19 protein-coding genes, 1 tRNA gene and 1 pseudogene are annotated in these 23748 nt (G+C 67.8%); 9 read left to right on the top strand and 12 right to left on the bottom strand.

The window, feature by feature from the left end; all coding sequences use genetic code 11:
- Positions 1-37: 37 nt before the first annotated feature.
- Positions 38-541: a hypothetical protein gene (locus tag LRM18_RS19130; RefSeq protein ID WP_270955290.1), complete on the top strand. Its 504-nt coding sequence runs from the start codon at positions 38-40 to the stop codon at positions 539-541.
- A 49-nt stretch (positions 542-590) separates the two neighbouring features.
- Here the strand turns inward: LRM18_RS19130 and LRM18_RS19125 are convergent.
- Both LRM18_RS19125 and LRM18_RS19120 read right to left on the bottom strand, forming a co-directional pair.
- A tRNA-Gly gene (locus tag LRM18_RS19125) sits at positions 591-664 on the bottom strand.
- Between the two features lie 160 nt (positions 665-824).
- Positions 825-2660 carry an autotransporter domain-containing esterase gene (locus LRM18_RS19120; protein ID WP_074725060.1) on the bottom strand — a complete coding sequence of 612 codons (1836 nt, stop codon included), beginning with the start codon at positions 2658-2660 and terminating at the stop codon, positions 825-827.
- Positions 2661-2867: 207 nt separating this feature from the next.
- Between LRM18_RS19120 and thiS the strand changes: the two genes are divergently transcribed.
- The 4 genes from thiS (at position 2868) to LRM18_RS19100 (ending at position 6589) form a co-directional block, all read left to right on the top strand.
- Positions 2868-3068, top strand: coding sequence for a sulfur carrier protein ThiS (gene thiS / locus LRM18_RS19115; RefSeq protein WP_005418796.1), 201 nt, complete (start codon positions 2868-2870; stop codon positions 3066-3068).
- 117 nt (positions 3069-3185) lie between these two features.
- A complete protein-coding gene (locus LRM18_RS19110) occupies positions 3186-3980 on the top strand; it encodes a thiazole synthase (protein WP_049466024.1) in 795 nt (264 codons plus the stop codon).
- Entirely contained in the window at positions 3980-4714 is a 735-nt protein-coding gene (gene trmB / locus LRM18_RS19105; protein ID WP_005410814.1) for a tRNA (guanosine(46)-N7)-methyltransferase TrmB, read from the top strand. Before LRM18_RS19110 ends, trmB begins: the two co-directional genes overlap by 1 nt.
- Before the next feature lie 27 nt (positions 4715-4741).
- Complete coding sequence (locus LRM18_RS19100) at positions 4742-6589, top strand: SLC13 family permease (protein ID WP_049466020.1); 1848 nt, start codon at positions 4742-4744, stop codon at positions 6587-6589.
- Positions 6590-6783: 194 nt separating this feature from the next.
- Here LRM18_RS19100 and LRM18_RS19095 read toward each other — a convergent pair whose 3' ends face one another.
- Positions 6784-7119, bottom strand: coding sequence for a Rieske (2Fe-2S) protein (locus tag LRM18_RS19095; RefSeq protein ID WP_049466019.1), 336 nt, complete (start codon positions 7117-7119; stop codon positions 6784-6786).
- A gap of 178 nt (positions 7120-7297) precedes the next feature.
- Here LRM18_RS19095 and LRM18_RS19090 point away from each other — a divergent pair, with 178 nt between their 5' ends.
- From LRM18_RS19090 to LRM18_RS19075, 4 genes are all read left to right on the top strand, one after another.
- The gene (locus tag LRM18_RS19090; protein WP_049466016.1) at positions 7298-7579 is read left to right on the top strand and encodes a hypothetical protein; all 282 of its coding nucleotides are present in this window, start codon (positions 7298-7300) and stop codon (positions 7577-7579) included.
- Positions 7580-7654: 75 nt separating this feature from the next.
- Positions 7655-8371, top strand: coding sequence for a fumarylacetoacetate hydrolase family protein (locus LRM18_RS19085; protein WP_053506581.1), 717 nt, complete (start codon positions 7655-7657; stop codon positions 8369-8371).
- Between the two features lie 54 nt (positions 8372-8425).
- Positions 8426-8830, top strand: a complete 405-nt coding sequence (gene mscL, locus LRM18_RS19080; RefSeq protein WP_053461247.1) for a large-conductance mechanosensitive channel protein MscL — start codon at positions 8426-8428, stop codon at positions 8828-8830.
- A gap of 225 nt (positions 8831-9055) precedes the next feature.
- Positions 9056-10477: a M28 family peptidase gene (locus LRM18_RS19075; protein ID WP_032957185.1), complete on the top strand. Its 1422-nt coding sequence runs from the start codon at positions 9056-9058 to the stop codon at positions 10475-10477.
- Positions 10478-10603: 126 nt separating this feature from the next.
- Here the strand turns inward: LRM18_RS19075 and LRM18_RS19070 are convergent, their stop codons facing one another.
- The 9 genes and pseudogenes from LRM18_RS19070 to LRM18_RS19030 form a co-directional block, all read right to left on the bottom strand.
- Positions 10604-12055 (bottom strand): alanine/glycine:cation symporter family protein, encoded by a 1452-nt coding sequence (locus tag LRM18_RS19070; protein ID WP_180867418.1) that lies wholly within the window; start codon positions 12053-12055, stop codon positions 10604-10606.
- 10 nt (positions 12056-12065) lie between these two features.
- Positions 12066-13052 carry a hypothetical protein gene (locus LRM18_RS19065; protein ID WP_270955289.1) on the bottom strand — a complete coding sequence of 329 codons (987 nt, stop codon included), beginning with the start codon at positions 13050-13052 and terminating at the stop codon, positions 12066-12068.
- Positions 13053-13218: 166 nt separating this feature from the next.
- On the bottom strand, positions 13219-14052 hold the full coding sequence (locus tag LRM18_RS19060) for a TrmH family RNA methyltransferase (protein WP_049404371.1): 834 nt from the start codon (positions 14050-14052) through the stop codon (positions 13219-13221).
- The gene (locus LRM18_RS19055) at positions 14053-15564 is read right to left on the bottom strand and encodes an alanine/glycine:cation symporter family protein (RefSeq protein WP_057494690.1); all 1512 of its coding nucleotides are present in this window, start codon (positions 15562-15564) and stop codon (positions 14053-14055) included.
- A gap of 211 nt (positions 15565-15775) precedes the next feature.
- Entirely contained in the window at positions 15776-16372 is a 597-nt protein-coding gene (locus LRM18_RS19050) for a GNAT family protein (RefSeq protein WP_164081926.1), read from the bottom strand.
- Complete coding sequence (locus tag LRM18_RS19045; RefSeq protein ID WP_270955288.1) at positions 16365-19490, bottom strand: efflux RND transporter permease subunit; 3126 nt, start codon at positions 19488-19490, stop codon at positions 16365-16367. Before LRM18_RS19045 ends, LRM18_RS19050 begins: the two co-directional genes overlap by 8 nt.
- Positions 19487-20593 (bottom strand): efflux RND transporter periplasmic adaptor subunit, encoded by a 1107-nt coding sequence (locus LRM18_RS19040; protein WP_064239089.1) that lies wholly within the window; start codon positions 20591-20593, stop codon positions 19487-19489. Before LRM18_RS19040 ends, LRM18_RS19045 begins: the two co-directional genes overlap by 4 nt.
- A gap of 301 nt (positions 20594-20894) precedes the next feature.
- On the bottom strand, positions 20895-22958 hold the full coding sequence (locus LRM18_RS19035) for a TonB-dependent copper receptor (RefSeq protein ID WP_270955287.1): 2064 nt from the start codon (positions 22956-22958) through the stop codon (positions 20895-20897).
- 71 nt (positions 22959-23029) lie between these two features.
- Positions 23030-23450 (bottom strand): annotated as a pseudogene (locus tag LRM18_RS19030) (DUF2946 domain-containing protein).
- Positions 23451-23748: the final 298 nt, after the last annotated feature.

Below are 23748 nucleotides of genomic sequence, written 5' to 3'. Positions count from 1 at the left end.
CTACGAAAATGTCGCTTTCGGCTGGAAGCGAGCAAGCGTGCCGATCACCATGGAAGCCCGCCCCAGAACGGAAATTACGATGTCGAAAATGGAGCAACTAGCACAGAAGCTGCAGCAGTCCGCACACGCGGAACAGGCCCGGGCCATCGCGGTCGAAAAACAGTACCAGGACTGGATCCAGTCGCTGCATGTGCTGTTCGACACCATCGAACTGTGGCTGCAACCGTTGGTGCAGGCACAGGTGGCCGCGCTGCGCCGGGACACGGTCACCATCACCGAGAATCCGTCATCCGGGGAACTGAAAACCTACGCGGCCCCCGCACTGACCCTGAACGTCAACGGCAAGGCCGCCGCGATCAAGCCTCTGGCCCGCTTCTGCTTTGGCTGCCAGGGACGGGTGGATATTCTGGCCCGGGACAACCAGTGGCACCTGACACGGCACTTGGAGCCGGACGACGTCTGGTACCTGCACACGCATGATCGCGCCCAGGGACGCGTGCTGGACGCGGACGCGTTGGCCGCGGTGTTCGCGGCGTACTGAGGCAGTCTGGAGGAACCCGCGCGGCGGAATGCGGCGCGGTCATGAAGGATGGAGCGGGCGATGGGAATCGAACCCACGTCAGTAGCTTGGGAAGCTACAGCTCTACCATTGAGCTACGCCCGCAGTGCGCGGTGAAAGTCTATGCGGTTGGGCCAGTGTTGCGCAATGGCACCATGCCGCAAAGGGGGCAGAGCCGTTTCCTGGCGGAAACGGATCCGCCCCCTGGCGCAACAGGTCAGAGCCCTTTCCCTGCGGAAAGGGCTCCGACCCCGGCGGTTGCTGCTTAGAACGTGCCGCTGAAGTTGGCGAACAGGGTGGCGTCCTGCGCGCGCTTCTGGCCGGTCGACGCGCTCAGGCCGAAGTTGCTCTGCAGGCCGAACAGTTCGGTGCGGGCACCCAGCACGACGGTGGCGTAGTTCTTGTCGAACTTCAGGCCCGGCACGCGGTAGCTGCCCAGTTCCGGCAGGGTCTGCAGCCAGGCGCTGGCCTGCTTGGTGTCCTCGAACTCGTGATCGTAGGTCACCTGGGCGTACGGCTTGAGGGTGCCGCCATCGAAGCGGGCCTGCCAGCCGATGCGACCCACGGTCGAATCGACGTTCTGGCGGTCGTAGCCCAGTGCGGTGGCCAGGGTGCCGGCCGCAGCGCTTTCGGTGTAACCGTCGATCTTCACCTTCTGCCAGATCACCGAGGCGATCGGGCCGTGGCGGAAGCCACCTTCGGTGCCGAACTCGTAACCGGCGTTCAGCGCGGCGGTCAGGTTGCTGCCGTCCGGCGAACCACCATGCTCACGGGTGGCCGGGCCCAGCTGGACCTTGCGGTTCACGTCATAGGACAGCCAGGTGTAGCTGACCTGGCCATTCACCCAGATGCGGTCGCCATACCAGCCTGCGAACAGACCGGCGGTGGTGTCCTTCTGGGTGAAGTCGCCACGGCTGTTGCCGAAGTCGGCGTTGAGGCGACCGAAGCCGGCGAAGCCGCCGAACACCATGCCGTCGCGGGCCCAGTCGATACCGAACAGGCCGGCCGGGGCCAGGCCGTCGTACAGGTCGGCGTGGTCGTAGCGCTGCAGGTCGCCACGCACGCCGCCCCACCAGGACAGGCCGTCGGCCGGACGACCGCCGAGGTGCATGCTGACCTGATCGGCACGCGAACGACCGATGGTCTGCGCCGAGTGGCTCAGCACCTGCTGCAGGCGCGGGGCTTCCAGCACCGACACCGCATACTGGCCCAGCAGCTGGTGGCCGGCGGTGGTCGGGTGCACGCCGTCGGCGAACAGGTAGGTGTTGGCCGCATCCGGACTGACGTAGCTGGTCGGGTTGCAGGTCAGGATGCTCTGCGTCGAGTTGGCCGGGTCGATCCTGCAACCGGTGCTGGTGACGTTGGTGAAGCCGTACATGCCCGGGTTGGCGGCGACTTCGCCCAGCACGGTGAAGGTATCGAGCGGGATGAACGCGATGCCGGCCTGCTTCAGGCCGCCGTACAGCGCCTTGTTGTAGCCGGCCGACAGCGCGGTGGCGGCGGCGGCATTCGGACCGCGGAAGGCCGGGGTCAGGCCGACGTTGGGCAGGTTCGGCACCAGCACGTACTCGGCACCGGCCTGCTTCAGCGCGCCGACCAGGGCGATCTGATCGGTGACGGCGGCGCCGATGATGGCCTGTGCCTGCGCCGGCGCAGCGGCGGCCGCGAACAGGTCATTGGCACCGCCCCACACCGTGTACAGGACATTGGCGTCAGCCTTGCCGCCATTGGCAGCCAGATAACGCGCCGCCTGCGACTTCAGCGACGGAATGGTTCCCATCGGGCTCGCCACGTCCACGCCGACGCGGGCACCGCCGACCGCGTAGTTGTCGCCGCTCTGGCCGTTGCCGTTGGCGGCACCGTTGAGGCCGTAGTAGTTGGCGACCTGCTGCGCCCACACCCAACCGGGGTTGGTGGTGAACTGGCCGGTCACCGGACGCACATCGGCCGGCAGCAGCGGGCGGAAATAGCCGGCATCGGTCAGGCTGTCGCCGAAGAACACGGCCTTGGAATACGGGGATTCGCCTGCCATGGCCGGAAGCGCGGCCAGCGCGATCGCGGCCGCCATCAGGGAGCGGATCGGGCGTTTGCTGAGCAGCATGTAAAAAACTCCTGTGGGGATATCGTTGAGGACCCGGCGGACGTACGCCGGCGCACGGTGAATGGTTTCACTGCGCCGCGTTTTGCTCACGCTGCGCCGCCGCATGGATTGTCGCCCGAGGGCGCTGGACCCCGCTGTGCCGGGGCTGGCGATCAGCGACATTTGCAAGGGTTCCGATCCGCGCAGGCCATCGGCGACAATGCGGTGATGAACATCCAGCTCAACGGCGAACCCCGTACCCTGCCCGCCTCGGCGACCCTCCACGATCTGCTGCAGGCCGAGCAGCTGCTGCAGCGCCGGGTCGCGGTCGAGGTCAACGGCGAGATCGTCAGCCGCAGCCGCCATGGCGAGCACGTCCTGGCCGAAGGCGACGTGGTGGAGATCGTGCACGCGCTGGGTGGGGGCTGAGGCTGCGCGGATGTTCAGGGGTCAGATCCCTTTGCCGGTGGCAAAGGGATCTGACCCCACGCTCGACCCCGCCCTCTACGTGACCCCATCTTCAGGCGGATAAGCGATAATCGCGCCATGAACGTTCATGTCTCCCCCGATTCGCTGGTGATCGCCGGCAAGACCTATGGCTCGCGGCTGCTGACCGGCACCGGCAAGTTCAAGGATCTGGAAGAAACCCGCCTGGCCACCGAGGCTGCCGGCGCCCAGATCGTCACTGTGGCCATCCGCCGCACCAACATCGGGCAGAACCCGGGCGAGCCGAACCTGCTCGACGTGCTGCCGCCGGAGCGTTTCACCATCCTGCCCAACACGGCCGGCTGCTACACCGCCGAGGATGCCGTGCGCACCTGCCGCCTGGCCCGTGAACTGCTGGACGGCCACAACCTGACCAAGCTGGAAGTGCTGGGCGACCAGAAGACCCTGTACCCGGACGTGATGCAGACCCTCAAGGCTGCCGAACAGCTGGTCAAGGACGGCTTCGAGGTGATGGTCTACACCTCCGACGACCCGATCCTGGCCAAGCGCCTGGAAGAGATCGGCTGCGCTGCGGTAATGCCGCTGGCCGCGCCGATCGGTTCGGGCCTGGGCATCCAGAACAAGTACAACCTGCTGCAGATCATTGAAGACGCCAAGGTGCCGATCATCGTTGATGCCGGCGTGGGTACCGCCTCCGATGCCGCGATCGCGATGGAGCTGGGTTGCGACGGCGTGCTGATGAATACCGCCATTGCCGGTGCGCGCAACCCGGTGCTGATGGCCAGTGCGATGCGCAAGGCGGTCGAGGCCGGCCGCGAGGCGTTCCTGGCCGGACGCATCCCGCGCAAGCGCTACGCCAGCGCTTCTTCGCCAGTGGACGGGCTGATCGGCTGATGACCAATCCTTTCGACAGCGCCGGTTCCAAGGCCCCGCCCAAGCCCTTCACCGTGAGCGAAGGCCGCCGCGAGGTGCGCAGCTTCGTGTTGCGCCAGGGTCGTTTCACCCCGGCCCAGCAGCGCGCCTTCGACGAACGCTGGCCGCGCTTCGGCCTCGACTACACCGGCCAGCCGCGTGACCTGGACGCCACCTTCGGCCGCCCGGCGCACAAGGTGCTGGAAATCGGCTTCGGCAACGGCGCCGCGCTGCGCTTCGCTGCGCAGCACGATCCGTCGCGCGACTACATCGGCATCGAAGTGCACGCCCCGGGCGTCGGCCGGCTGCTCAACGCGCTGGCCGACGACAACGCCGACCACGTGCGCCTGTACCACCACGACGCGGTGGAAGTGCTGCAGAACGAGATCGCCGACGGCGCCCTCGATGAAGTGCGCATCTACTTCCCGGACCCGTGGCACAAGAAGCGCCACAACAAGCGCCGCCTGCTGCAGCCGGCGTTCGCCGAACTGCTGGTGCGCAAGCTGCGCCCGGGTGGCCGCCTGCACTGCGCCACCGACTGGGAAGACTACGCCGAGCAGATGTGGGACGTGCTCGATGCCACCGCCGGCTTGGTCAACCGCGCTGGCCCGCGTGGCAGCGTGCCGCGCCCGGACTGGCGCCCGCAGACCCACTTCGAGACCCGCGGCCAGAAACTCGGCCATGGCGTCTGGGACCTGTTGTACGACCGCACCTGACGATCGCCTGAGGACGCCGCGCCCCACATGGATACCGCGCTGACGCTGACCAACGACATGAAGCTCGTGCTCGGGCTGGTCGGCTTCACGATGGCGATGTTCCTGTTCGAGCGCATCCGCGCCGACGTGGTCGCGCTGGTGGTGCTGGTGGTGCTCGGTGTCACCGGGCTGATCGCGCCGGAGGAGATCTTCGGCGGTTTCTCCGGTAACGCGGTGATGAGCATCATCGCCACCACCATCCTCGGTGCGGGCCTGGACCGCACCGGGGCACTGAACCGGCTGGCCGCGTGGCTGCTGCGGCGTGGCCATGGCGTTGAGCAGCGGCTGCTGATGATGACCACGGCCATTGCCGGCCTGAACTCGTCCTTCATGCAGAACCCATCGGTGATGGCGCTGTACCTGCCGGTCGCCTCGCGGCTGGCGGCGCGCACGGGCCTGACGATGCAGCGCCTGCTGCTGCCGATCTCGGCGGCGATCGTGATGGGCGGTGCGCTGACCATGGTCGGCAACTCGCCGCTGATCCTGCTGAACGACCTGCTGGCCTCGGCCAACAACAACCTGCCCTCGGGCCTGGCCACCATCGAGCCACTGCGCATGTTCGCGCCGCTGCCGATCGGCGTGGCGCTGCTGGTCGCCTCGCTGCTGTATTTCCGCTACTACGGCGACCGCAAGCTGATCGAGGAAGAGAACCTGGTCAACGACGGGGTCACCCCGGCGCGCACCGAAAGCTACTTCGCCAAGACCTACGGCATCGAAGGCGACGTGTTCGAGCTGGTGGTGAGCGCGGAAAGCCCGCTGGTGGGCATGACCCTGGGCGAGGCCGAGAACCTGCACGACGCACCGTTGCTGCTGGCGCTGAAGACCGGCAACGACACCCGCCTGGCGCCGCCGGCAGAGATGCGCATCTGGGTCGGCAGCGTGCTCGGTGCGATGGGCCCGCGCCAGCAGATCAGCGACTTCGCGCAGAACCAGTTCCTGCGCATGTCCTCGCGCCTGAAGCACCTGGGCGACCTGTTCAACCCCAGCCGCGCCGGTATTTCCGAGGCGGTGGTGCCGCCGACCTCGAATGTGATCGGCAAGAGCGCGGCCGACCTGCGCCTGCGCAAGGAGCGCGGCATCAGCCTGCTGGCGATCAACCGCGACAAGCAGGTGATCCGCGAGGACGTGCGCGACGTGCAGCTGCGCGCCGGTGACATGCTGGTGTTCCACAGCATCTGGACCGACCTGGCGCAGGCCGCCAAGAGCCGCGACTTCGTGGTGGTCACCGATTACCCCACCGGCGAGCAGCGACCGCACAAGTTCAAGATCGCCATGGCGATCTTCGCGCTGACCATCCTGATCGCGCTGACCAGCAAGCTGCCGGTGGCGCTGACGCTGATGACCGGCGTGGCGGGCATGCTGCTGACCGGCGTGCTGCGCATGGACGAGGCGTATGCCTCGATCAACTGGAAGACGGTATTCATGATGGCCGGGCTGATTCCGCTTGGCTGGGCGATGGATTCCAGTGGTGCGGCGGCGTGGGTGGCCGGCCACACCATCGACAAGCTGCCGACCGGCATTCCGGTGTGGGTACTGGAGGTGGCACTGGCACTGCTGACCACAGCGTTCTCGCTGGTGATCAGCCACGTGGGCGCGACCATCGTGATGGTGCCGATCGCGGTGAACCTGGCGCTGGCGGCAGGCGGCAACCCGACCGCGTTCGCACTGATCGTGGCGCTGTCGGCGTCCAACAACCTGATGACGGCCTCCAACCCGGTGATCTCGATGATCACCGGCCCGGCCAACTACACCCCGCGCGAGATGTGGCGGGTCGGCGGCCCGTTGTCGCTGATCTACACCTGCGTGGTGGTGCTGATGATCAACCTGATGTTCTGAGGGTTGGGGTTTGTTGGCAGGGCTGCGCCCTGTCCCCCGGTAGTGCCGGCCGCTGGCCGGCACGGATCTCGTTCTGGTAGCTGCCGACCTCGGTCGACACGGCTTTTGTAGCGTCGAGCCATGCTCGACTGCTCCTGGCTTGATGGGGTCAGAGCCGTTTTCCTGCGGAAAACGGATCCGACCCCCAGCTGGCTTCAAGCCAGGTAAACCTGCCCGTCGCGCACGTCCACCGGCACTGCGCGCAGGCGGTCGCCCTTGCACGGGCCGGCGATGCAGTCGCCACTGTCCAGCGCGAACGAGGCGCCGTGCGCGGCGCAGACCAGATGGCCCTCGCGGCTCTTCAGGAACTGGCCCGGTGCCCAGTCCAAACGGCGGCCGGCATGCGGGCAGATGTTCAGGAACGCGCGCACCTGCGCACCGTCGCGGTACAGCACCAGCGATTCGGCATCGCCATCGACCAGCGCTTCGACCTCGGCAAACGCGCCATCGGCGAGGGCATCCAGGGCGATCAGGGCGGCAGCGGCAGTCATGGCGAAGGCTCGTACGGTAAACCCGCATTGTCGCATGCCCACTCAGGTGACTGGCTGCGACATGAACACAAGTCATTGATCTGTAATAAGCACAGGCTATATTTAACGAGTTTTTCACTCAATGACAGTGGCGCGTCCCGATACTCTGCTTTCGCTGATCCCAGCCTATCGAGCCGCCATGTTCAATCGCGCATCCGCCTTCAACCAGTTCCGCACCCTGTTCGCGCCGCGCAAGCCGCGTCACCCGCTGGTGCGCGTTGCCGTGGGCCTGCTTGGCCTGGCGATCCTGGCCGCGATGGTGTTCATCGGCGTGTTCGTCGGTGCCGCGATGATCCTGGTGGGCCTGGCATGGAAGCTGCTGGCCTCGCGCAAGCCGGGGACTGCACGCCCGGTCGACCCGACCGTGGTCGAGGGCGAGTACCGCGTGGTACGCAAGCCGGTGTTGCCGGCCTCGCGCTGATCCACCTCCTGCGCGCCCGCTGACGGCGGGCGCCATGCGTTCTAGACTGCGGGCACGCCCTTCCTGGATGCCCGCATGTCCGATGTCTCCGATGTGATCCCTGCCGTAGCCCTGCCGCGTGTGCCGGTAGCCGGTGGTGGCAGTTTCCCCGTGCACCGCATCTACTGCGTCGGCCGCAATTTCGCCGACCACGCCCGCGAAATGGGTGCCGCGGTGCCGGCGGCCGATGACCGTGGCCGCCCGATGTTCTTCAGCAAGCCGGCCGACGCGATCGTGGTCGGCCACGACGATGCCATTCCCTACCCGCCGTCGACCGCCAACCTGCACCACGAAGTGGAGCTGGTGGTGGCGATCGGCCGCGATGCGCCCGCCGGCGAGCTGGCCGTGGCCGACGCCGACGCACTGGTCTACGGCTATGCCGTCGGCCTGGACCTGACCCGCCGCGACCTGCAGGCCGCGGCCAAGGACAAGGGCCACCCGTGGGATGCGGCCAAAGGCTTCGATGCCTCCGCGCCGATCAGCGAGATCGTCCACGCCGAAGAAGTGGGCGACCTGGCTGCGCTGAACCTGTCGCTGGAGGTCAACGGCGAGGTGCGCCAGCAGGCGCTGCTCGACCAGATGATCTGGAACGTGCCGGAAATCCTGCACGAGCTGTCCAAGCTGTGGCAGCTGCGTGCCGGCGACCTGGTGTTCATGGGTACCCCGTCCGGGGTGGCTGCGCTGAAGCCCGGCGACCGTTTCAGTGCCCGCCTGGAAAACGTGGCCGAGCGCCACGGCGTGATCGCCGGCTGACATCACCTGCGCTACCCTGCGCGCTGTCCACTTCCCCACCGGAGAAAAACAACAATGGGAATGCTCACCGAGTTCAAGGAATTCGCGATGCGCGGCAACGTCATCGACCTCGCCGTCGGCGTGGTGATCGGCGCGGCCTTCGGCAAGATCGTGACGGCGCTGGTCGAGAAGATCATCATGCCGCCGCTGGGCCTGCTGATCGGCAAGGTGGACTTCTCGCAACTGGCCTGGACGTTGTCACCGGCCCGGCTCGGCCCCGATGGCAAGGAAATTCCGGCGGTAGTGATCGGCTACGGTGACTTCATCAACACGCTGATCCAGTTCGTGATCGTGGCTTTCGCGATCTTCATCGTGGTCAAGGCGATCAACCGCCTGTCGCGCAAGAAGGAAGCGGCACCGGCCGCACCGGCCGAAGAAGTGGTGCTGCTGCGCGAGATCCGCGACAGCCTGAAGAAATAAGGCCGCAGAACGGTAGTGCCGGCCGCTGACCGGCAACATCGGGACATGCGGCAGCCGGCCAGCGGCCGGCACGACCGCGACTGCACGAAAGCCCCGCTCCGGCGGGGCTTTCGCTTTGCTGCATCTGGCGGAAAACAGCATCCGCGCCAGCCATGACCTCCCGCCCATGCGCCGGGCTGAACGACTGTTAAGCTCCAAGGCTTAGGTCCCTTCCCGGAGTTGTCCATGCGTCGCCGCGTCCTTGCCATCGCATCCTCCCTCGCCCTGCTGGCCGCCCCGGCCTTCGCGGCGCCGCGCACCACCACCCTGCCCCCGGCGTCGCTGGCCACCGCCGCACAACTGCGCGACCAGGCGCTGGCCGATGACACCGGCTGGAAGGTGGTCGAATCGCTCACCACCGAGATCGGTCCGCGCATCGCCGGCAGCGAAGCCGATGCCCGCGCCGTGGCCTGGGCCGAAGCCAAGTTCAAGGCCCTGGGCTTCGACAAGGTCTGGAAGGAGCCGGTGACGTTCCCGAAGTGGGAACGCCGCAGTGAACACGCCGCCGTGACCGGCAGGAACCCGCAGCCGCTGCAGATCACCGCACTGGGCGGCAGCCCGGGTGGCACCGTGGAAGCCGAAGTGGTGCGCTTCGCCGACCTGGCCGCGCTGCAGGCCGCGCCGGCGGGTTCGCTGAAGGGCAAGATCGCCTTCGTCGATTACCAGATGCTGCCGTTCCGCGATGGCCGCGACTACGGCCGCGGCGGCGCGATCCGCAGCAAGGGCCCGTCCGAGGCGATCCGCAAGGGCGCGGTCGGTTTCCTGATGCGCTCGGCCGGTACCGACTCGCACCGCGTGCCGCACACCGGCATCACCCGTTTCGATGACGGCCTGACCCCGGTGCCGTCGGCCGCGCTGTCGGTGCCCGATGCCGACCAGCTGGCGCGCCTGCTGGCGCGTGGCAGCACCACGGTGAAGGTGGCGCTGGACTGCGGTTGGGATGGCACGGCCACTTCGTACAACGTGATCGGCGAGATCACCGGCCGCAGCCTGCCGAAGGAAGTGGTGGTGATCGGCGGTCACCTGGATTCGTGGGACCTGGGCACCGGCGCTGTCGATGACGGCGCAGGCGTGGGCATCACCATGGCTGCAGGCCACCTGATCGGCCAGCTCAAGCAGGCACCGAAGCGCACCATCCGCGTGATCGCCTTCGCCAACGAGGAACAGGGCCTGTACGGCGGCAAGGCCTATGCCGAGGCACACGCCAAGGACGTGGCCCTGCACCAGCTGGCCGCCGAGAGCGACTTCGGCGCAGGCCGCATCTACGCCTTCAATACCGGTTCGCCGAACCCGGAAGGCTCGCGCGAAGCGACGAAGCAGATTGCCGAAGTGATGAAGCCGCTGGGCATCGAGTACCAGGCCGACAAGGGGGGCCCGGGCCCGGACGTCGGCCCGCTGGCCGCCAAGGGCGGTGCGTGGGCGTGGCTGGCGCAGGACGGCTCGGACTACTTCCACCTGCACCACACCGCCGACGACACGCTGGACAAGATCGACCCGAAGGCACTGGCACAGAACGTGGCCGCCTACACCGTGTTTGCCTACCTGGCGGCAGAAGCCGATGGCAGCTTCGGCAGCGAGGCCAAGGCGACCACGCCGCCGAACGAGTGATGCGCTGGCGCCGGGCCATGCCCGGCGAGTGCAGCGGGAAGAGCGGTGCGAACCGAGGTTCGCACCCATCGGGCAATGGCGTGGGTCAGAGCCCTCGCCCTGGCGAGGGATCTGACCCCGATCCTGTCAGCCTTCCCACACGCTGGTGTTGCGCACGCCCAGCAGTTTCGGGTTGAACAGCGGATCCTTGCCGGCCTGGCGATGCTGCTCGTAGTCGCGCAGTGCGGCCAGGGCAGGCCTTTGCAGCAGCAGGATGGCGATGATGTTCAGCCAGCTCATCAGGCCGACGCCGATGTCGCCCAGCGACCAGGCCACTGTGGCACTGTTCACCGCCGAGTAGCCGGTCGCTGCCAGGAACAGCAACTGGAAGACGCCCATCAGCCACGCCGTCGGCCGATCGCGGCACAGATAGCTGACGTTGGTCTCGGCCATGTAGTACAGCGCGAGGATGGTGGTGAACGCGAACGGCAGGATCGCCAGCGCCACGAACGAACGGCCGAAGCCCGGCAGCGCGGACTCCACCGCATGCTGCACGAAGCGTGGCCCGGCCTCGACGCCGGGCAGATTGCCCAGCAGCAGGCGCGCGTCATCGGGAATGCCGTTCACCGCCGGGTCGTAGACGTTGTAGAGGCCGGTGGACAGGATCAGGAAGGCGGTCGCACTGCACACCACCATCGTGTCGATGTAGACCGAGAACGACTGCACCAGGCCCTGCTTGACCGGATGCGAGACTTCCGCGGCGGCGGCCGGGTGCGCCCCACTGCCCATGCCGGCCTCGTTGGACAGCACGCCGCGACGCACGCCCCACTGGATGGCAGTACCGATCATCGCGCCGAACGCTGCATCCACGCCGAATGCACTGCGCAGCACCAGCATGATCACCTCCGGCAGCTTCTCCGCGTTGAGCACCATCACCAGCGCCGTGACCAGCAGGTAGGCCACGGCCATCAGCGGCACCACCCATTCGGCCACGCGCGCAATGCGCCGCACACCGCCGATGAGGATGGCGCCCAGCACCACCAGCAGAACCGCGGTGGTGGTCATCACCGGTACGTCCCAGGCTTCGTTCACCGCACTGGTGATCGCATTGGACTGGGTGCCGGCCAGCATCGCGCCCGCCAGCACCGTCACCAGTGCGAACAGCACGGCATACCAGCGTTGGCCGAGACCTTTCTCGATGTAGTACGCCGGGCCGCCCCGGTACTGCCCCTTGCCGTCGCGATCCTTGTAGATCTGCGCGAGCGTGGATTCGATGAAAGCACTGGACGCGCCGAGGAAGGCGACGATCCACATCCAGAAGATCGCGCCGGGGCCGCCGAAGGCGATGGCCATGGCGACGCCGGCGATGTTGCCGACGCCCACCCGGCTGGACAGCGAAAGGGACAACGCCTGGAACGGCGACACCCCGGCATCGGAGCGCTCATGGCGGAACATCAGGCGCAGCATGTCCGGCAATGCACGCAGCTGGATGAAGCGCGTGCGCACACTGAAGTACAGGCCGGTGAGCAGGCACAGCACCACCAGGTAGGGGCTCCAGACGACGCCGAGGATCGTGTTGACGATGGATTCGATGTTCATCGGCGACCTCCTAGAAGAACATGCCCAAGGCAATCTGGGGGCTGACGATATGGCGGGTGTTGCGACCCGCCACACTGAATTCCACGCCGGCGATCAGGCCCAGCGTCGGGCTGAAGTGGTACTCCACGGCCGGCGCCAGGGTGACGCTGCGGCTGGCCGGGCGATGTTCCTCGATGCGCTCGACGTGGCCGCTGGCGTTGCGCGCGAAACCACTCAGGCGCTGGCCGGTCTCGCGGCTGGCGGCCACTTCCATCACGCCGACCCAGCGCGGATTGAAGCTGTACTCGGCCCCCACCGACAGGCCCAGCACCGAACCGCGGGAGATGTGTCCCTGGAAGCTGTCATCGGTGCCGTAGACGCTGGCCCCGGAGATCGCCGTGCGCGACGGTGCCGGCCCCGCGCTGAGCTGGGCGCGCCAGCGCAGCGGGCGGTCGTTGCCCAGCCAGACCACCTGCTGCACGCCCACTGCGGCAGTGGTGCGCTGCACGCCGTCGCCCTGCGCATCAAGCGGATTGCCGGTGACGCGGTCGTGGCTGCCGGTACTGAAGCGCTGCACCAGCGCGACCGAGATGGCCGGACGCGTGCCATCGGCATTGGGCGCCTGCAGCAGGTACTGCAGGCGCGCGGTGGTATCTCCGGCGCGGAAACCACTGCTGCGCGCGCTGCCCTGTTCGGCACGCGATGCACTGAGATTGACCTGGCCCATCACCCGGTCGCTGAAGCCGTAGATGATCGGCACCACCGTGGCCCACGCACCGCTGTGCTGCGCGCTGCCGCGGCGATGGCCGCCATCGTCATACTGATCGCGGCTGTCGACCCGCACCAGGTAGGGTTCGATGTACCAGTTGCCCTGCGGCAGGCCGGCCGGATTGGGGGTGATCAGCGGACCGGTGAAGTTGACCCCGTCCAGGCTGCGTTCGCCGGCTGCGGCACGGCCGTTGGCAAGGACGCTGGTCAGGACCAGCAATGCGATGAGGATACAGCGTGGGTGATGCATGGCAGCCTCTTCTGGACACCGTGGGATGGAGTTCCACCCTGCGTTGCCGGAAGCGGCTGACCAATAAGGAAACTTTCAAAACGTCATGCGCGCTTGACGCAATGACGAACCCTGGAAGGGGTCGGAGCCCTCGCCCGCGGCGAGGGATCCGATCCGGGATACCAGATCAGCTGCGGCGGCTGGCCCACTGCGCCAGCAGCACCGCCGTGGCCGAGGCCACGTTCAGGCTCTCCACCGCGCCGCTGCCGGGAATCGAGACCTGCAGGTCGCACGCCCCCGCCAGGCCACGGTCCATGCCCTCGCCTTCGGCGCCCATCACATACACCAGGCGTTGCGGCAGCGCGGTGCGGAACACGTCGTCACCGCCCTCCACCAGGGTCGCGGCCAGGCCGAAACCGGCGGCACGCAGCTGTGCCATCGCCTGGGCGGTCTCCGGCAGCTGCACCAGCGGCACCGCCTCGGCACCGCCCTCGGCCACGCGCGCGGCGGCACCGGACAGCGCCAGCGTGCTGCCGGCCGGCAGCAGCAGCGCCTTGGCACCGAAGTGCGCGGCCGAGCGCAGGATCGCGCCGAGGTTGTGCGGGTTGCCCACGCCATCCAGCCACAATGCCAGCGCCGGACCGTCACCGACCTGCTCCAGCCACTGCGACAGCGGCAGCGCCGGTGCGCGCAGCACATCGGCCACCACGCCTTCGTGGTGGGTGGTGCCGGCAAGCTTGTTCAGATCGCCGTCTTCAACCACGCGATACCCCACGCGGTTGGCCACGCACCACTTCAGCAGCGGCTGCAGGCGCGGAATGCGCGCCTCCAGCAGGTACAGCTTGCGCAGCGCCTGCGGCCGCGCTTCGAACGCGGCCAGCACGGCATTGAGGCCGTACAGGCGCAGCTCGTCGCTGCCACCGCGCCCACCACCGCCCGTGGCCGGCACCTCCGGACGCGGCAACGGCGTTGCGCGCGGCGGACGGGCGGACGGGCGGCGGTTGTTCCAAGGGTTGTTCACTTACACACTCTCCTGCTTGCGCTGGCGCCAGAAATCGGCGTTCTTGATGCCCAGGGCATCAGGGTCGAACACCGGATCCAGGCCGAGCTTCTTCTGTCGTTCGTAGTCACGCAGGGCCAGCATCGCCGGCTTCTGGATGATGAGGATGGCAATGATGTTCAGCCAGGCCATCAGGCCGACGCCGATGTCACCCAGCGCCCAGGCCAGGGTTGCGTTGTGGAATGCTCCGAACACCACCATGCCGATGATGCCCAGGCGCAGCACCAGCACCGTCAGCGGGCGCTTCTTGTTGTGGTTCACATAGCTGAGGTTGGTCTCGGCCATGTAGTAGTACGCCATGATGGTGGTGAAGGCGAAGAAGAAGATGGCGATGGACACGAACGCCGAACCCCAGCCCGGCAGCACGGCTTCCACGCCGGCCTGGGCGTAACCGGCGCCTTCGGGAATGCCGGCCAGGCCCTGGAAGATCGGCGGGGCGCTGGCGCCTGCAGGCGAGTAGACGTTGTAGGTGCCGCTGGCCAGGATCAGGAACGCGGTGGCGGTGCACACCATCATGGTGTCGAAGTAGATGGCGAAGGCCTGCACGTAACCCTGCTTGGCCGGGTGCGAGACTTCCGAGGCAGCCGCTGCATGCGGGCCCGAACCCTGGCCGGCTTCGTTGGCGTAGATGCCGCGCTTGATGCCCCACTCTACCGCCAGGCCCATCATCGCGCCGAACGCGGCGTGGGTGCCGAAGGCGCTGCTGAAGATGATGTTGAACATCTCCGGCACGCGGTCGTAGTTGATGATCATGATGACGATGGCCATCAGGATGAAGCCGGCGGCCATGAACGGCACCACCACTTCGGCGAAGTTGGCGATGCGCTTGACGCCGCCGAAGATCACCACGCCCAGCAGCAGCGCCACCACGATGCCGATGCCCAGCTTCAGCGCCTGCACCGACTCCATGCCGAAGGCCTGGCCATCGAGCGGGCCGCACAGGGCAGTACCGCGGCAGGCGTTGATGATGCTGTCGGCGATGGCGTTGGCCTGCACGCCCGGCATCAGGAAGCCGGCGGCGATGATCGTGGCGATGGCGAAGGCCAGCGCGTACCATTTCAGGCCCATGGCCTTTTCGATGTAGTACGCCGGGCCACCGCGGTAGCGGCCTTCGGCGTCCTTGGTCTTGTAGATCTGCGCCAGGGTGCATTCCACATACGACGTGGACGCGCCGAGGAAGCCCATCACCCACATCCAGAAGATCGCACCGGGGCCGCCGAAGGCGATGGCGGTGGCCACGCCGGCGATGTTGCCGATGCCCATGCGGCCGGCCATCGACATGGCCAGGGCCTGGAACGAGGACACACCGGCGTCGGATTTCTCACCCTTGACGGTGAGGCGGCACATCTCGAAGAAGCCGCGGATCTGCATGAAGCGCGTGCGCAGGCTGAAGAACAGGCCGGCGCCCAAGCACACGAAGATCAGTGCCTTGCTCCAGATGATGCTGTTGATGAAGTGTACGGTTGCTTCCACGCGCGCTCTCTCCAGTCGGCGGGTTGTAAGGACGTCCCGTCGGCTGGAGGGGACCGGTCGATTCTCCCTGATCGCAGGCCGCTGCGGTAGCGCCAGAAGACAAGGGGTCGGATCCCTTGCGCAGCGCGCGAGGGCTCCGACCCCGGTTCGCCCGTTTGAGGGGTTGGGGTCAGCGCCCTTTTCTGGCGAAAAGGGATCTGACCCCAGGGGTTCACGGCAGCTGCGTGCGTACCCGGGCGAAGCGGCGCAGGTCGTGCAGCACGCCACGCTTGTAGACGGCGCAGCGCTCCACGCCCTCCTCCTGGAAGCCGTTCTTTTCCAGCACCCGCGCCGAGCCGAGGTTGAAGTCCACCACCGTGGCCTGCAGCCTGAACAGGCGCAGCTGGTCCATCACCCACGGTGCGAACAGGCCGACCACACGGGTCATCACGCCCTTGCCCCAATGCGCCTGGCCCAGCCAGTAGCCCAGTTCGGCGGTATGCCCTCGCTCGGCCACGCCCTGCTGGGCGCTGACGCTGCCGCAGGCCTGGCCGTCGATCTCGATGGCCAGGTTCAGGGTGCCGGGGGCCAGTACGCGGCCCGCGAGGAAGGCCTCGCCATCGGCGCGCGTGTACGGGTACGGGAAGCGGTCGCGCAGGCCGCGAGACACCTCGGCGTCGTTGGCGTGGCGCAGCAGGGATTCCAGGTCTTCATTGCGCCAGGGACGCAGTCGGAAACCTTCACCCTGGAGTGGCGGGGTCAGAGCCCTTTCCGTTCCGGAAAGGGATCCGACCCCTGGCCCGACCCCGCCGGCGTGCCGGTCAGGCATGGCCGCCCACCGACGGCGACGCTGCTTCCTGCGTCTCCAGCTCGCGCTTCACCGCTTCCGGCGAACGGGTGTACGGGGCCAGCCGCGCGTAGAACGCCGGCACCACGAACAGCGAAAGGAACGTCGAGAGGGTCACGCCGAAGATGATCACGATGCCGATCGTGCCACGGCTGGCCGAACCGGGGCCACCGGCCACCACCAGCGGGATGGCGCCGACCACGGTGGCGATCGAGGTCATCAGGATCGGGCGCAGGCGCACCATCGCCGATTCAATGATCGCCTCGCGTACGCTGCGGCCATCGTCGCGCAGCTGGTTGGCGAATTCGACGATGAGGATGCCGTTCTTCGCAGCCAGGCCGACCAGCATGACGATGCCGATCTGGCTGAACAGGTTCACCGTGCCGCCACTCACCCACAACCCGACCAGCGCGCCGAGCACGCCCAGCGGCACCGTCAGCATGATGGTCAGCGGATGGATGAAGCTCTCGAACTGCGCGGCCAGCACCAGGTAGACCACCAGCAGGGCCATGGCGAAGGTGAGCAGCACAGCGCCGCCGGCGCTCTGGTACTCACGCGACTCGCCCTTCCAGTTCACCTGCGCGTACTGCGGCAGTTCTTCCTGGGCCACGTTCTGTGCCCAGGCAATGGCCTCGCCCAGCGGATAGCCCGGCGCCAGGCCGGCACTGATGGTGATCGAGCGCAGGCGGTTGAAGCGGTTCAGCGTGCCGGCCTCGGCCACTTCACTCAGCGTGACCAGGTTGGACAGCGGCACCAGCTCACCGGAGTTGGCGCGCACGCGGATCGCGGCCAGGTCGGCCGGGCTGGCACGGCCATCGCGGCCGGCCTGCACCAGCACGTCGTACTCCTCGCCGTTGTCGACGAAGGTGGTGACGCGACGCGAGCCCATCATGGTTTCCAGCGCCGAACCGATCGCGGTCACCGGTACCCCGAGGTCGGCCGCACGCTGGCGATCGATGTTCACCCGCATCTGCGGCCGGGTTTCCTTGTAGTCCGAGTCCGCGCCGACCAGCCCGGGATTGTCGGCCATGCGCAGCAGGATGCGATCGCGCCACTGCGCGATCTCGGCATATTCCGGACCGCCCAGCACGATCTGGAACGGCTGCCCGCCGCTGCGCACCAGGCCGCCGCCGACCTGCGTACGCACGCGCACGCCGCGGATGGTGTCCAGTTCCTTCTGCAGTTCGTTGGCCACGTCCGGCGTGGCCTCGCTGCGCTGGCGCCACGGCTGCAGGAAGATGCTGACGCGGCCGGTGTGCATCTCTTCGCTGGCCCCGAAGCCGCCGGGCACGCGCGGGTTGGCGCGCACGATCGGCTTGTCCGGGCCCACATGCGGCGCCAGCAGCGCTTCCACCTGCTGCACCTGCTGCACGGTGTAGTCGTAGCCGGCGCCTTCCGGGCCGTCGATCATGATCTGGAACGAGCCGCGGTCTTCGGCCGGCGCCAGTTCCGACGGCAGCAGCTTCAGCAGGCCCCAGCTGGCGGCCAGCGCGGCGACCATCACCAGCAGGTAGATCCAGGTGTGGTCGACGTGGTGATCGAGCACCCGCCCATAGGCACCGGCAAGGCGTTCCAGGTTGCGGTTGATGAAGCCGTGCAGCCCGCGTGGTGCCTGCCCGGTGTGCGGCTTGAGCAGCTTGGAGGCCATCATCGGCGTCAGCGTCAGTGCCACGAACGCGGACAACGCGACCGCCGCCGCCAGTGCCACCGCCAGCTCGCGGAACAGGCGCCCGGTGTTGCCTTCCAGGAAGCCGACCGGCAGGAACACCGCCACCAGCACGGCGGTGGTGGCGATCACCGCGAAGGCGACCTGCGCGGTGCCGCGCTTGGAGGCCACCAGCGGTGGTTCGCCCAGGTCGATGCGGCGCTGCACGTTCTCCACCACTACGATCGCATCGTCCACCACCAGGCCGATGCACAGCACCAGTGCCAGCAGGGTCAGCAGATTGATCGAGAAGTCGAACGCGTACAGCGCGATGAACGCCGCGACCAGGCACACCGGCACCGTCACCGCCGGGATCAACGCGGCGCGGAAACTGCCGAGGAACAGCCAGATCACCGCCAGCACCAGGATCATCGCTTCCACCAGCGTGGCGTAGACGCGGTCCACGGCCGCTTCGATGAAGGTGGTGTTGTCGAAGGCGACGAAGATCTGCGTGCCCTTGGGCAGGGTCAGCGCCACCCGCTCGGCTTCAGCGCGCGCGGTGCGCGCCACGTCCAGCGCGTTGGCGGTGGAGGTCTTGACGATGCCCAGGCCGATGCCCGGCTCGCCGTTGCTGCGGTAGTACGCGCGGCGCTCGGCCGAGGCCAGCTCGATCTTCGCCACGTCACCCATGCGCACCACGTAGCCGTCGCGGCCCTTGCCCAGCGGGATGGTCGCGAAGTCCTCGGGCTTGATGTAGTTGCGCTCCACGCGCAGGGTGAAATCGCGGTCGGTCGACTCGATGCGGCCGGCCGGCAGCTCCACGTTCTCGTTGCGCAGCGCGGTTTCCACGTCACCGGTGGTCAGGCCGCGTGCGGCCAGCTGGTCGCGGTCCAGCCAGATGCGCATCGCATAGCGCTGGCGGCCGCCGATGCGGACCTGGGCCACGCCATCCAGGCTGGAGAAGCGATCGACCACGTAGCGGTCGGCGTAATCGCTCAGTTCCAGCGTGTCCATGGTCGAAGAGACCATGTTGAACCAGATGATCGGGTCGGCATCGCTCTCGACCTTGGCGATTTCCGGCGGCCGCGCTTCTTCCGGCATGCGGTCGGCCACGCGGCTGACCGCGTCGCGCACGTCGTTGGCCGCCGCTTCGATATCGCGGTTGGAGGTGAACTCGATGCTGACCTGCGAGCGGCCGTTGGTGCTGCGTGCGTTGATCGTATCGATGCCCTCGATGCCAGCCAGCGCATCTTCCAGCACCTGGGTGATGCGGCTCTCGATGACGGCCGCCGAGGCGCCGGTGTAGTCCACCGAGACCGAGACGATCGGCGGGTCGATGGCCGGCAGTTCGCGCAGGGTAAGCCGGGTGAAGGACATCACGCCCAGCACCAGCAGCAGCAGGCTCATCACCACGGCGAACACCGGGCGCTGGATGGAAATGTCGGACAGCTTCATCCGCCGTGGCCCTCGGCCGCGACCGGCGCCGGCGCATCAGCCGGCTCGCCGCCATGGGCTGGCGCGACGTCCTTGGCCGCGACCTTCAGACCCGGGCGCAGCTTGCCGGTGCCGTCGACCACGATGCGCTGGCCGGCCTCCAGGCCCTGCTTGATCTCGACGACGCCCGCACGGCGCGCGCCAGTGACCACATCCACGCGCTCGACGCTGTTGTCGCTCCTGATGCGGTACACGAAGGTATCGCGGCCGACCTGCACCACCGCAATTTCCGGAACCACCAATGCCGGGCGCTCGGGGCGGAACAGGCGCACGTCCAGCAGCATGCCCGGGCGCAGCGCATGGTCGCCGTTGGCGAAATCGGCACGCACGGTCACCGCGCGGGTGGCCGGATCAATGCGCGCATCAATGGTGCTGACCTCGCCCTCGAAGGTGCGACCCGGCCATGCCACGCTGGTGGCGCTGACCTTGTCACCGACGCCGAGCGCGGCCAGTTCCACTTCCGGCACCTGGAAATCAACGTGCATGTGCTCGATGTCATCGAGCGTGGCGATCACCGTGGTCGGCGTCAGCAGCGTGCCCGGGCTGACCTGGCGGATGCCGAGCACGCCGGCGAACGGCGCACGCACGCGACGGTCGGCGATGTCCGACTGCATCTGCGCCACGCGCGCTTCGGCGGCATCGCGGATCGACTTCTGGGTATCCAGCGTAGCGCTGGACACCAGCCGCTGGGTGGCCAGCTCGCGCTGGCGCCTGTACAGCTGGTCGGCCTCGTGGAAGGTGGCCTGCGCCTGCACCAGTGCGGCCTCCTGGGCCTGGCCGCGCAGGGTGACGATCGGCGCACCGGCCGCCACGTGCTGGCCGCTTTCAAAATGCACCTTCTCGACGATTTCGCTGACCTTGGCGGTGACGCTGATCGATTCACGCGCCCTGGCCGTGCCCAGTGCCTGCAGGGTGTCGTTCCACTGCCGGGACTGCACGACCTGTGCCGTGACCGGCACCGCTTCGCCCTGCCGACGTGCGGCGGCCTCCTGTTTGCCTGCGCACCCGGCCACCAGGGCCAGGCTGAGGCCAAGGGCCAGGGTCGAAGCGATACGAGCCAACATGAACGGTCCAGATTGATCCACGGCCGCCGAGTGTAGGCAAGGGCCTGCGAAAGCGGTATGTGCCAAGCGTTTACCGGCGTGGAACCGCAGCTGCGATAGCGCCTTGAACCCGTTCCATGCAAGGCTGCCCGCTGCGATGTCGGCGTGTGTCGAGGTGTATCCCGCGCCCCATCGAGGCGGCGGCCGTCGTAGAGTCGAACCAGCCCGACGGAGGGCGTCGGGTGGGGACGGATCCTGGCGGGGATCCGGCCCCTTTTTTTTGCCGCTTACGCACCGCTGGCGGCGGGCCATGCCCGGAGCATCAGTACCGGTAGTTCAGCTTCATCCACAGGCTGCGCCCCGGCTCATTGATGCGTACCGGGTCGGCGGGGAAGCCGAAGTCGGCACTGCCGGCCAGGTTCAGGTGTTCGCTGTAGGCGCGGTCGAACAGGTTGTCGATGCCTGCACTGAGCTGCAGCTGCGAGCTGAAACGATAGGTTGCATTGAGCGCGAAGGTGGCGAAACCCGCGCTCGGTCCAAGGTCCTGCGCGACGACGTTGCCTTGGCCAACTGCGACACGATGCTGGTGGGTCACCGCACGCAGCAGCGCACCGGCGCTCCAGCGCTGGCCCTCCCAGTTCGCACTCAGGCGCGCTTCCAGCGGCGGCATCTGCGGCAGCGGACGCTGCTGATCGCGGTTCTCGCCCCACGCATAGGCCAGCGTACCGCCCAGTGTCCACTGCTGGGCCAGGCTCACTTCCAGGCCAGCCTCGGCACCGGCGATACGCGCGTCGACATTGCTGGCCTGGCTCATGCCCATCATGCCGCTGCCGTGGTAGGTGACCAGGATGTAGTCCTGGATCTGCCCGGCGTAGGCCGAGACCCAGGCCTGCACGCGCGGTCCCTTGTACTGCAGGCCGACGTCGAGCTGGGTGGTCCGCTCGGGCTGGATGCCGGCAAACGCGTTCACCGCACCGGCCGGGCCGTGGTCGGGCGAGAACAGCTCCCAGTAGTCGGGCATGCGTTCACTGTGGCCGAGCCCGGCATACGCGGTCAGGCCATCGGCCAGGTCCTGCTCGTAGCGCAGGAAGCCGCTGCCAAGCCATGCCTTGCGATGCTCGCCCGCAGTCGGATTGGGCATGTTCCCCATCATCCCGCGGGTCGATTGCCGCGCGTCGCGCACGCTGGCACGGTCGACGCGCAGGCCGCCGATCCAGCGCTGGCCGGTACCGGCGCCGAGCGTCAACTCGGTGAATGCGCCATAGCGGCTAAAATTGGCATCGGTCTCCCACGCGGCCTGGCGGTAGGTGCCGCGGCCCATGCCCATGCGACCACGGTGCCGGCTGTCTTCGCCATCCACGCCGGCGACCAGCTGCACGTCCTGCCAGCGCCACTCGGAGCTGACCCGGCCGCCCTGGGTGCGTCGATCCACGTTCGACGCCATCGGCATCGGCATCATGCTGTGCGGATTCGGGGTGCGCAGCGTGTAGTTGTCCATCACGTGGTCGGCCTCGTTGTAGTACACGTTGGCCTGCACCGTGTCCCACGCCCCCGGCAGGTTGCGCTTCTCGAAGCGCGCGGCGTAGCTGGTGCGTTCGAATGAGGCACCGTCCATGCCGCGCCCGGCGTACCGCGCGATGGCGTCGCCGGCACCGGCGGAGACTTCCAGCAGCGTGTCGGCATCCGGCGTCCAGCCGATGGCCACGTCACCATTCCACTTGCGCCACTTCGACGGCACCACCTCACCGTGGCCGTCCGTGTAGTCATCGGCTTCAGATCGGTTGCCGCTGGCGCGCACATAGCCGGTCGGGTTGCCCAGGGTCAGGTCCAGCACCTGGTCGTTGCGGTTGCGCGAACCGACCAGCGCACTGGCATCGGCGCGCAGGCCGGGCTCCTCGAAGCGCGGCGTATCGCGCTCGAAACGCACGGTGCCCGCCGACGCACCCGCGCCCCAGCGCACGCTCTGCGGGCCCTTGATGACGGTGAGCCGGTCGAAGCTCTCCGGCGCGATGTAGGACAGCGGATTGTCCATCCGCGATGGGCAGGCACCGATCAGGTTGCCATCATTGCTGAGGATGTTCAGGCGCGAACCGAACATGCCGCGCAGCACCGGGTCACCGTTGGTGCCACCGTTGCGGATGGCGGAGAAGCCCGGAACGGTCTTCAGGTAATCGGCGCCGTCGCTGGCGGGCACCGGTTGCCGTGGCAGGCGCGGGTCGGTCACCCAGTGCAACGGCGAGGACGGTGCGGCGGCGGTGACCACCAGCGTGTCGAGGGTGCGCGCCTCTTCGGCGGGCGCAGCATGAGCCAGCGTTGCAGCCACGGCCAGGCCAAGGGCAACCGGCAGGCGCGCGCAGGCGAACGCAGGGCGGGAAGTCATTTTCATCGGAACAGCTCCAAGGTACGCACGCGCGCACGGCGCCCGGTCAGGCGTCGTGCGGCAGATTCATGGGGACATCAGCGGACGATGGAGCGGCGCGGTGGCCCACGCGCGGCGTGTGCCGGCCAGCGCAGCGCCGGCAGCACCAGTTGCGTCCACGCGAACGTCAGCCGTGGCCGCCACAGCAGCGGCAAGAGCAGCACCAGCACCGCCAGCCAGGGCAGCAGGCGCATGGCCAGCACGCAGTATTCGCAAGCGTCGCCGTGCATGGCGTGGGGATCGGCCGGTTGGGGTCGGATCCTTCTGCCCATGCAGAGGGCTCTGACCCATTCCGGCGCCATCGTGATGCATGTGCGCGTGGTCCATGCCCGCCATCGCTGCGTGGCCCACCGATGGCGCCTGCAGCGCGCGGCTGACCAGCGGCGCAAGCACCATCAGCAGCGTCGCCAGGACGGCGAGCTGGAGCAGGAGACGCTGCGGGCGGGACAGGCGGGTCACCGCGCTAGTGTAGAGGCGGGTCCAGGGTTGCCCGTGCGACGAACCGTCGCAGGACGGGGTTTATCGGCAGGGCTGCGCCCTGCACCCGCTGCGAGCTGGAGCTGGAGCAACAGCAACAGCAACAGCAACAGTCGAAGCAAAAGCGGGCTTCCTGTGGGAAGGCGGTGTGGGCAGGCAGGACCGTTGGCGCCATGGATGGCGCCATCGAGCCCCCATGGGTGAGGGCGCTTTGCTTGCGAAGCACTGCTTCGCAAGCGCCCGAACGCGCAGCCGCCGGCGGCTGGGCCGGACCGCGGAG

This window comes from Stenotrophomonas sp. PI_27, from assembly GCF_027854495.1.
GTDB lineage: Bacteria > Pseudomonadota > Gammaproteobacteria > Xanthomonadales > Xanthomonadaceae > Stenotrophomonas > Stenotrophomonas pavanii.
Note: the sequence above shows the minus strand (reverse complement) of the source record. Positions and strands in the feature narration are given on the sequence as shown.

Coding starts and splice junctions, on each gene's coding strand:
- LRM18_RS19095 (WP_049466019.1), bottom strand. CDS start 7,119: ATGACTGCCGCTGCCGCCCTGATCGCCCTGGATGCCCTCGCCGATGGC.
- LRM18_RS19070 (WP_180867418.1), bottom strand. CDS start 12,055: ATGAACATCGAATCCATCGTCAACACGATCCTCGGCGTCGTCTGGAGC.
- LRM18_RS19065 (WP_270955289.1), bottom strand. CDS start 13,052: ATGCATCACCCACGCTGTATCCTCATCGCATTGCTGGTCCTGACCAGC.
- thiS (WP_005418796.1), top strand. CDS start 2,868: ATGAACATCCAGCTCAACGGCGAACCCCGTACCCTGCCCGCCTCGGCG.
- trmB (WP_005410814.1), top strand. CDS start 3,980: ATGACCAATCCTTTCGACAGCGCCGGTTCCAAGGCCCCGCCCAAGCCC.
- LRM18_RS19085 (WP_053506581.1), top strand. CDS start 7,655: ATGTCCGATGTCTCCGATGTGATCCCTGCCGTAGCCCTGCCGCGTGTG.
- LRM18_RS19050 (WP_164081926.1), bottom strand. CDS start 16,372: ATGCCTGACCGGCACGCCGGCGGGGTCGGGCCAGGGGTCGGATCCCTT.
- LRM18_RS19075 (WP_032957185.1), top strand. CDS start 9,056: ATGCGTCGCCGCGTCCTTGCCATCGCATCCTCCCTCGCCCTGCTGGCC.
- LRM18_RS19110 (WP_049466024.1), top strand. CDS start 3,186: ATGAACGTTCATGTCTCCCCCGATTCGCTGGTGATCGCCGGCAAGACC.
- mscL (WP_053461247.1), top strand. CDS start 8,426: ATGGGAATGCTCACCGAGTTCAAGGAATTCGCGATGCGCGGCAACGTC.
- LRM18_RS19120 (WP_074725060.1), bottom strand. CDS start 2,660: ATGCTGCTCAGCAAACGCCCGATCCGCTCCCTGATGGCGGCCGCGATC.
- LRM18_RS19045 (WP_270955288.1), bottom strand. CDS start 19,490: ATGAAGCTGTCCGACATTTCCATCCAGCGCCCGGTGTTCGCCGTGGTG.
- LRM18_RS19100 (WP_049466020.1), top strand. CDS start 4,742: ATGGATACCGCGCTGACGCTGACCAACGACATGAAGCTCGTGCTCGGG.
- LRM18_RS19040 (WP_064239089.1), bottom strand. CDS start 20,593: ATGTTGGCTCGTATCGCTTCGACCCTGGCCCTTGGCCTCAGCCTGGCC.
- LRM18_RS19035 (WP_270955287.1), bottom strand. CDS start 22,958: ATGAAAATGACTTCCCGCCCTGCGTTCGCCTGCGCGCGCCTGCCGGTT.
- LRM18_RS19090 (WP_049466016.1), top strand. CDS start 7,298: ATGTTCAATCGCGCATCCGCCTTCAACCAGTTCCGCACCCTGTTCGCG.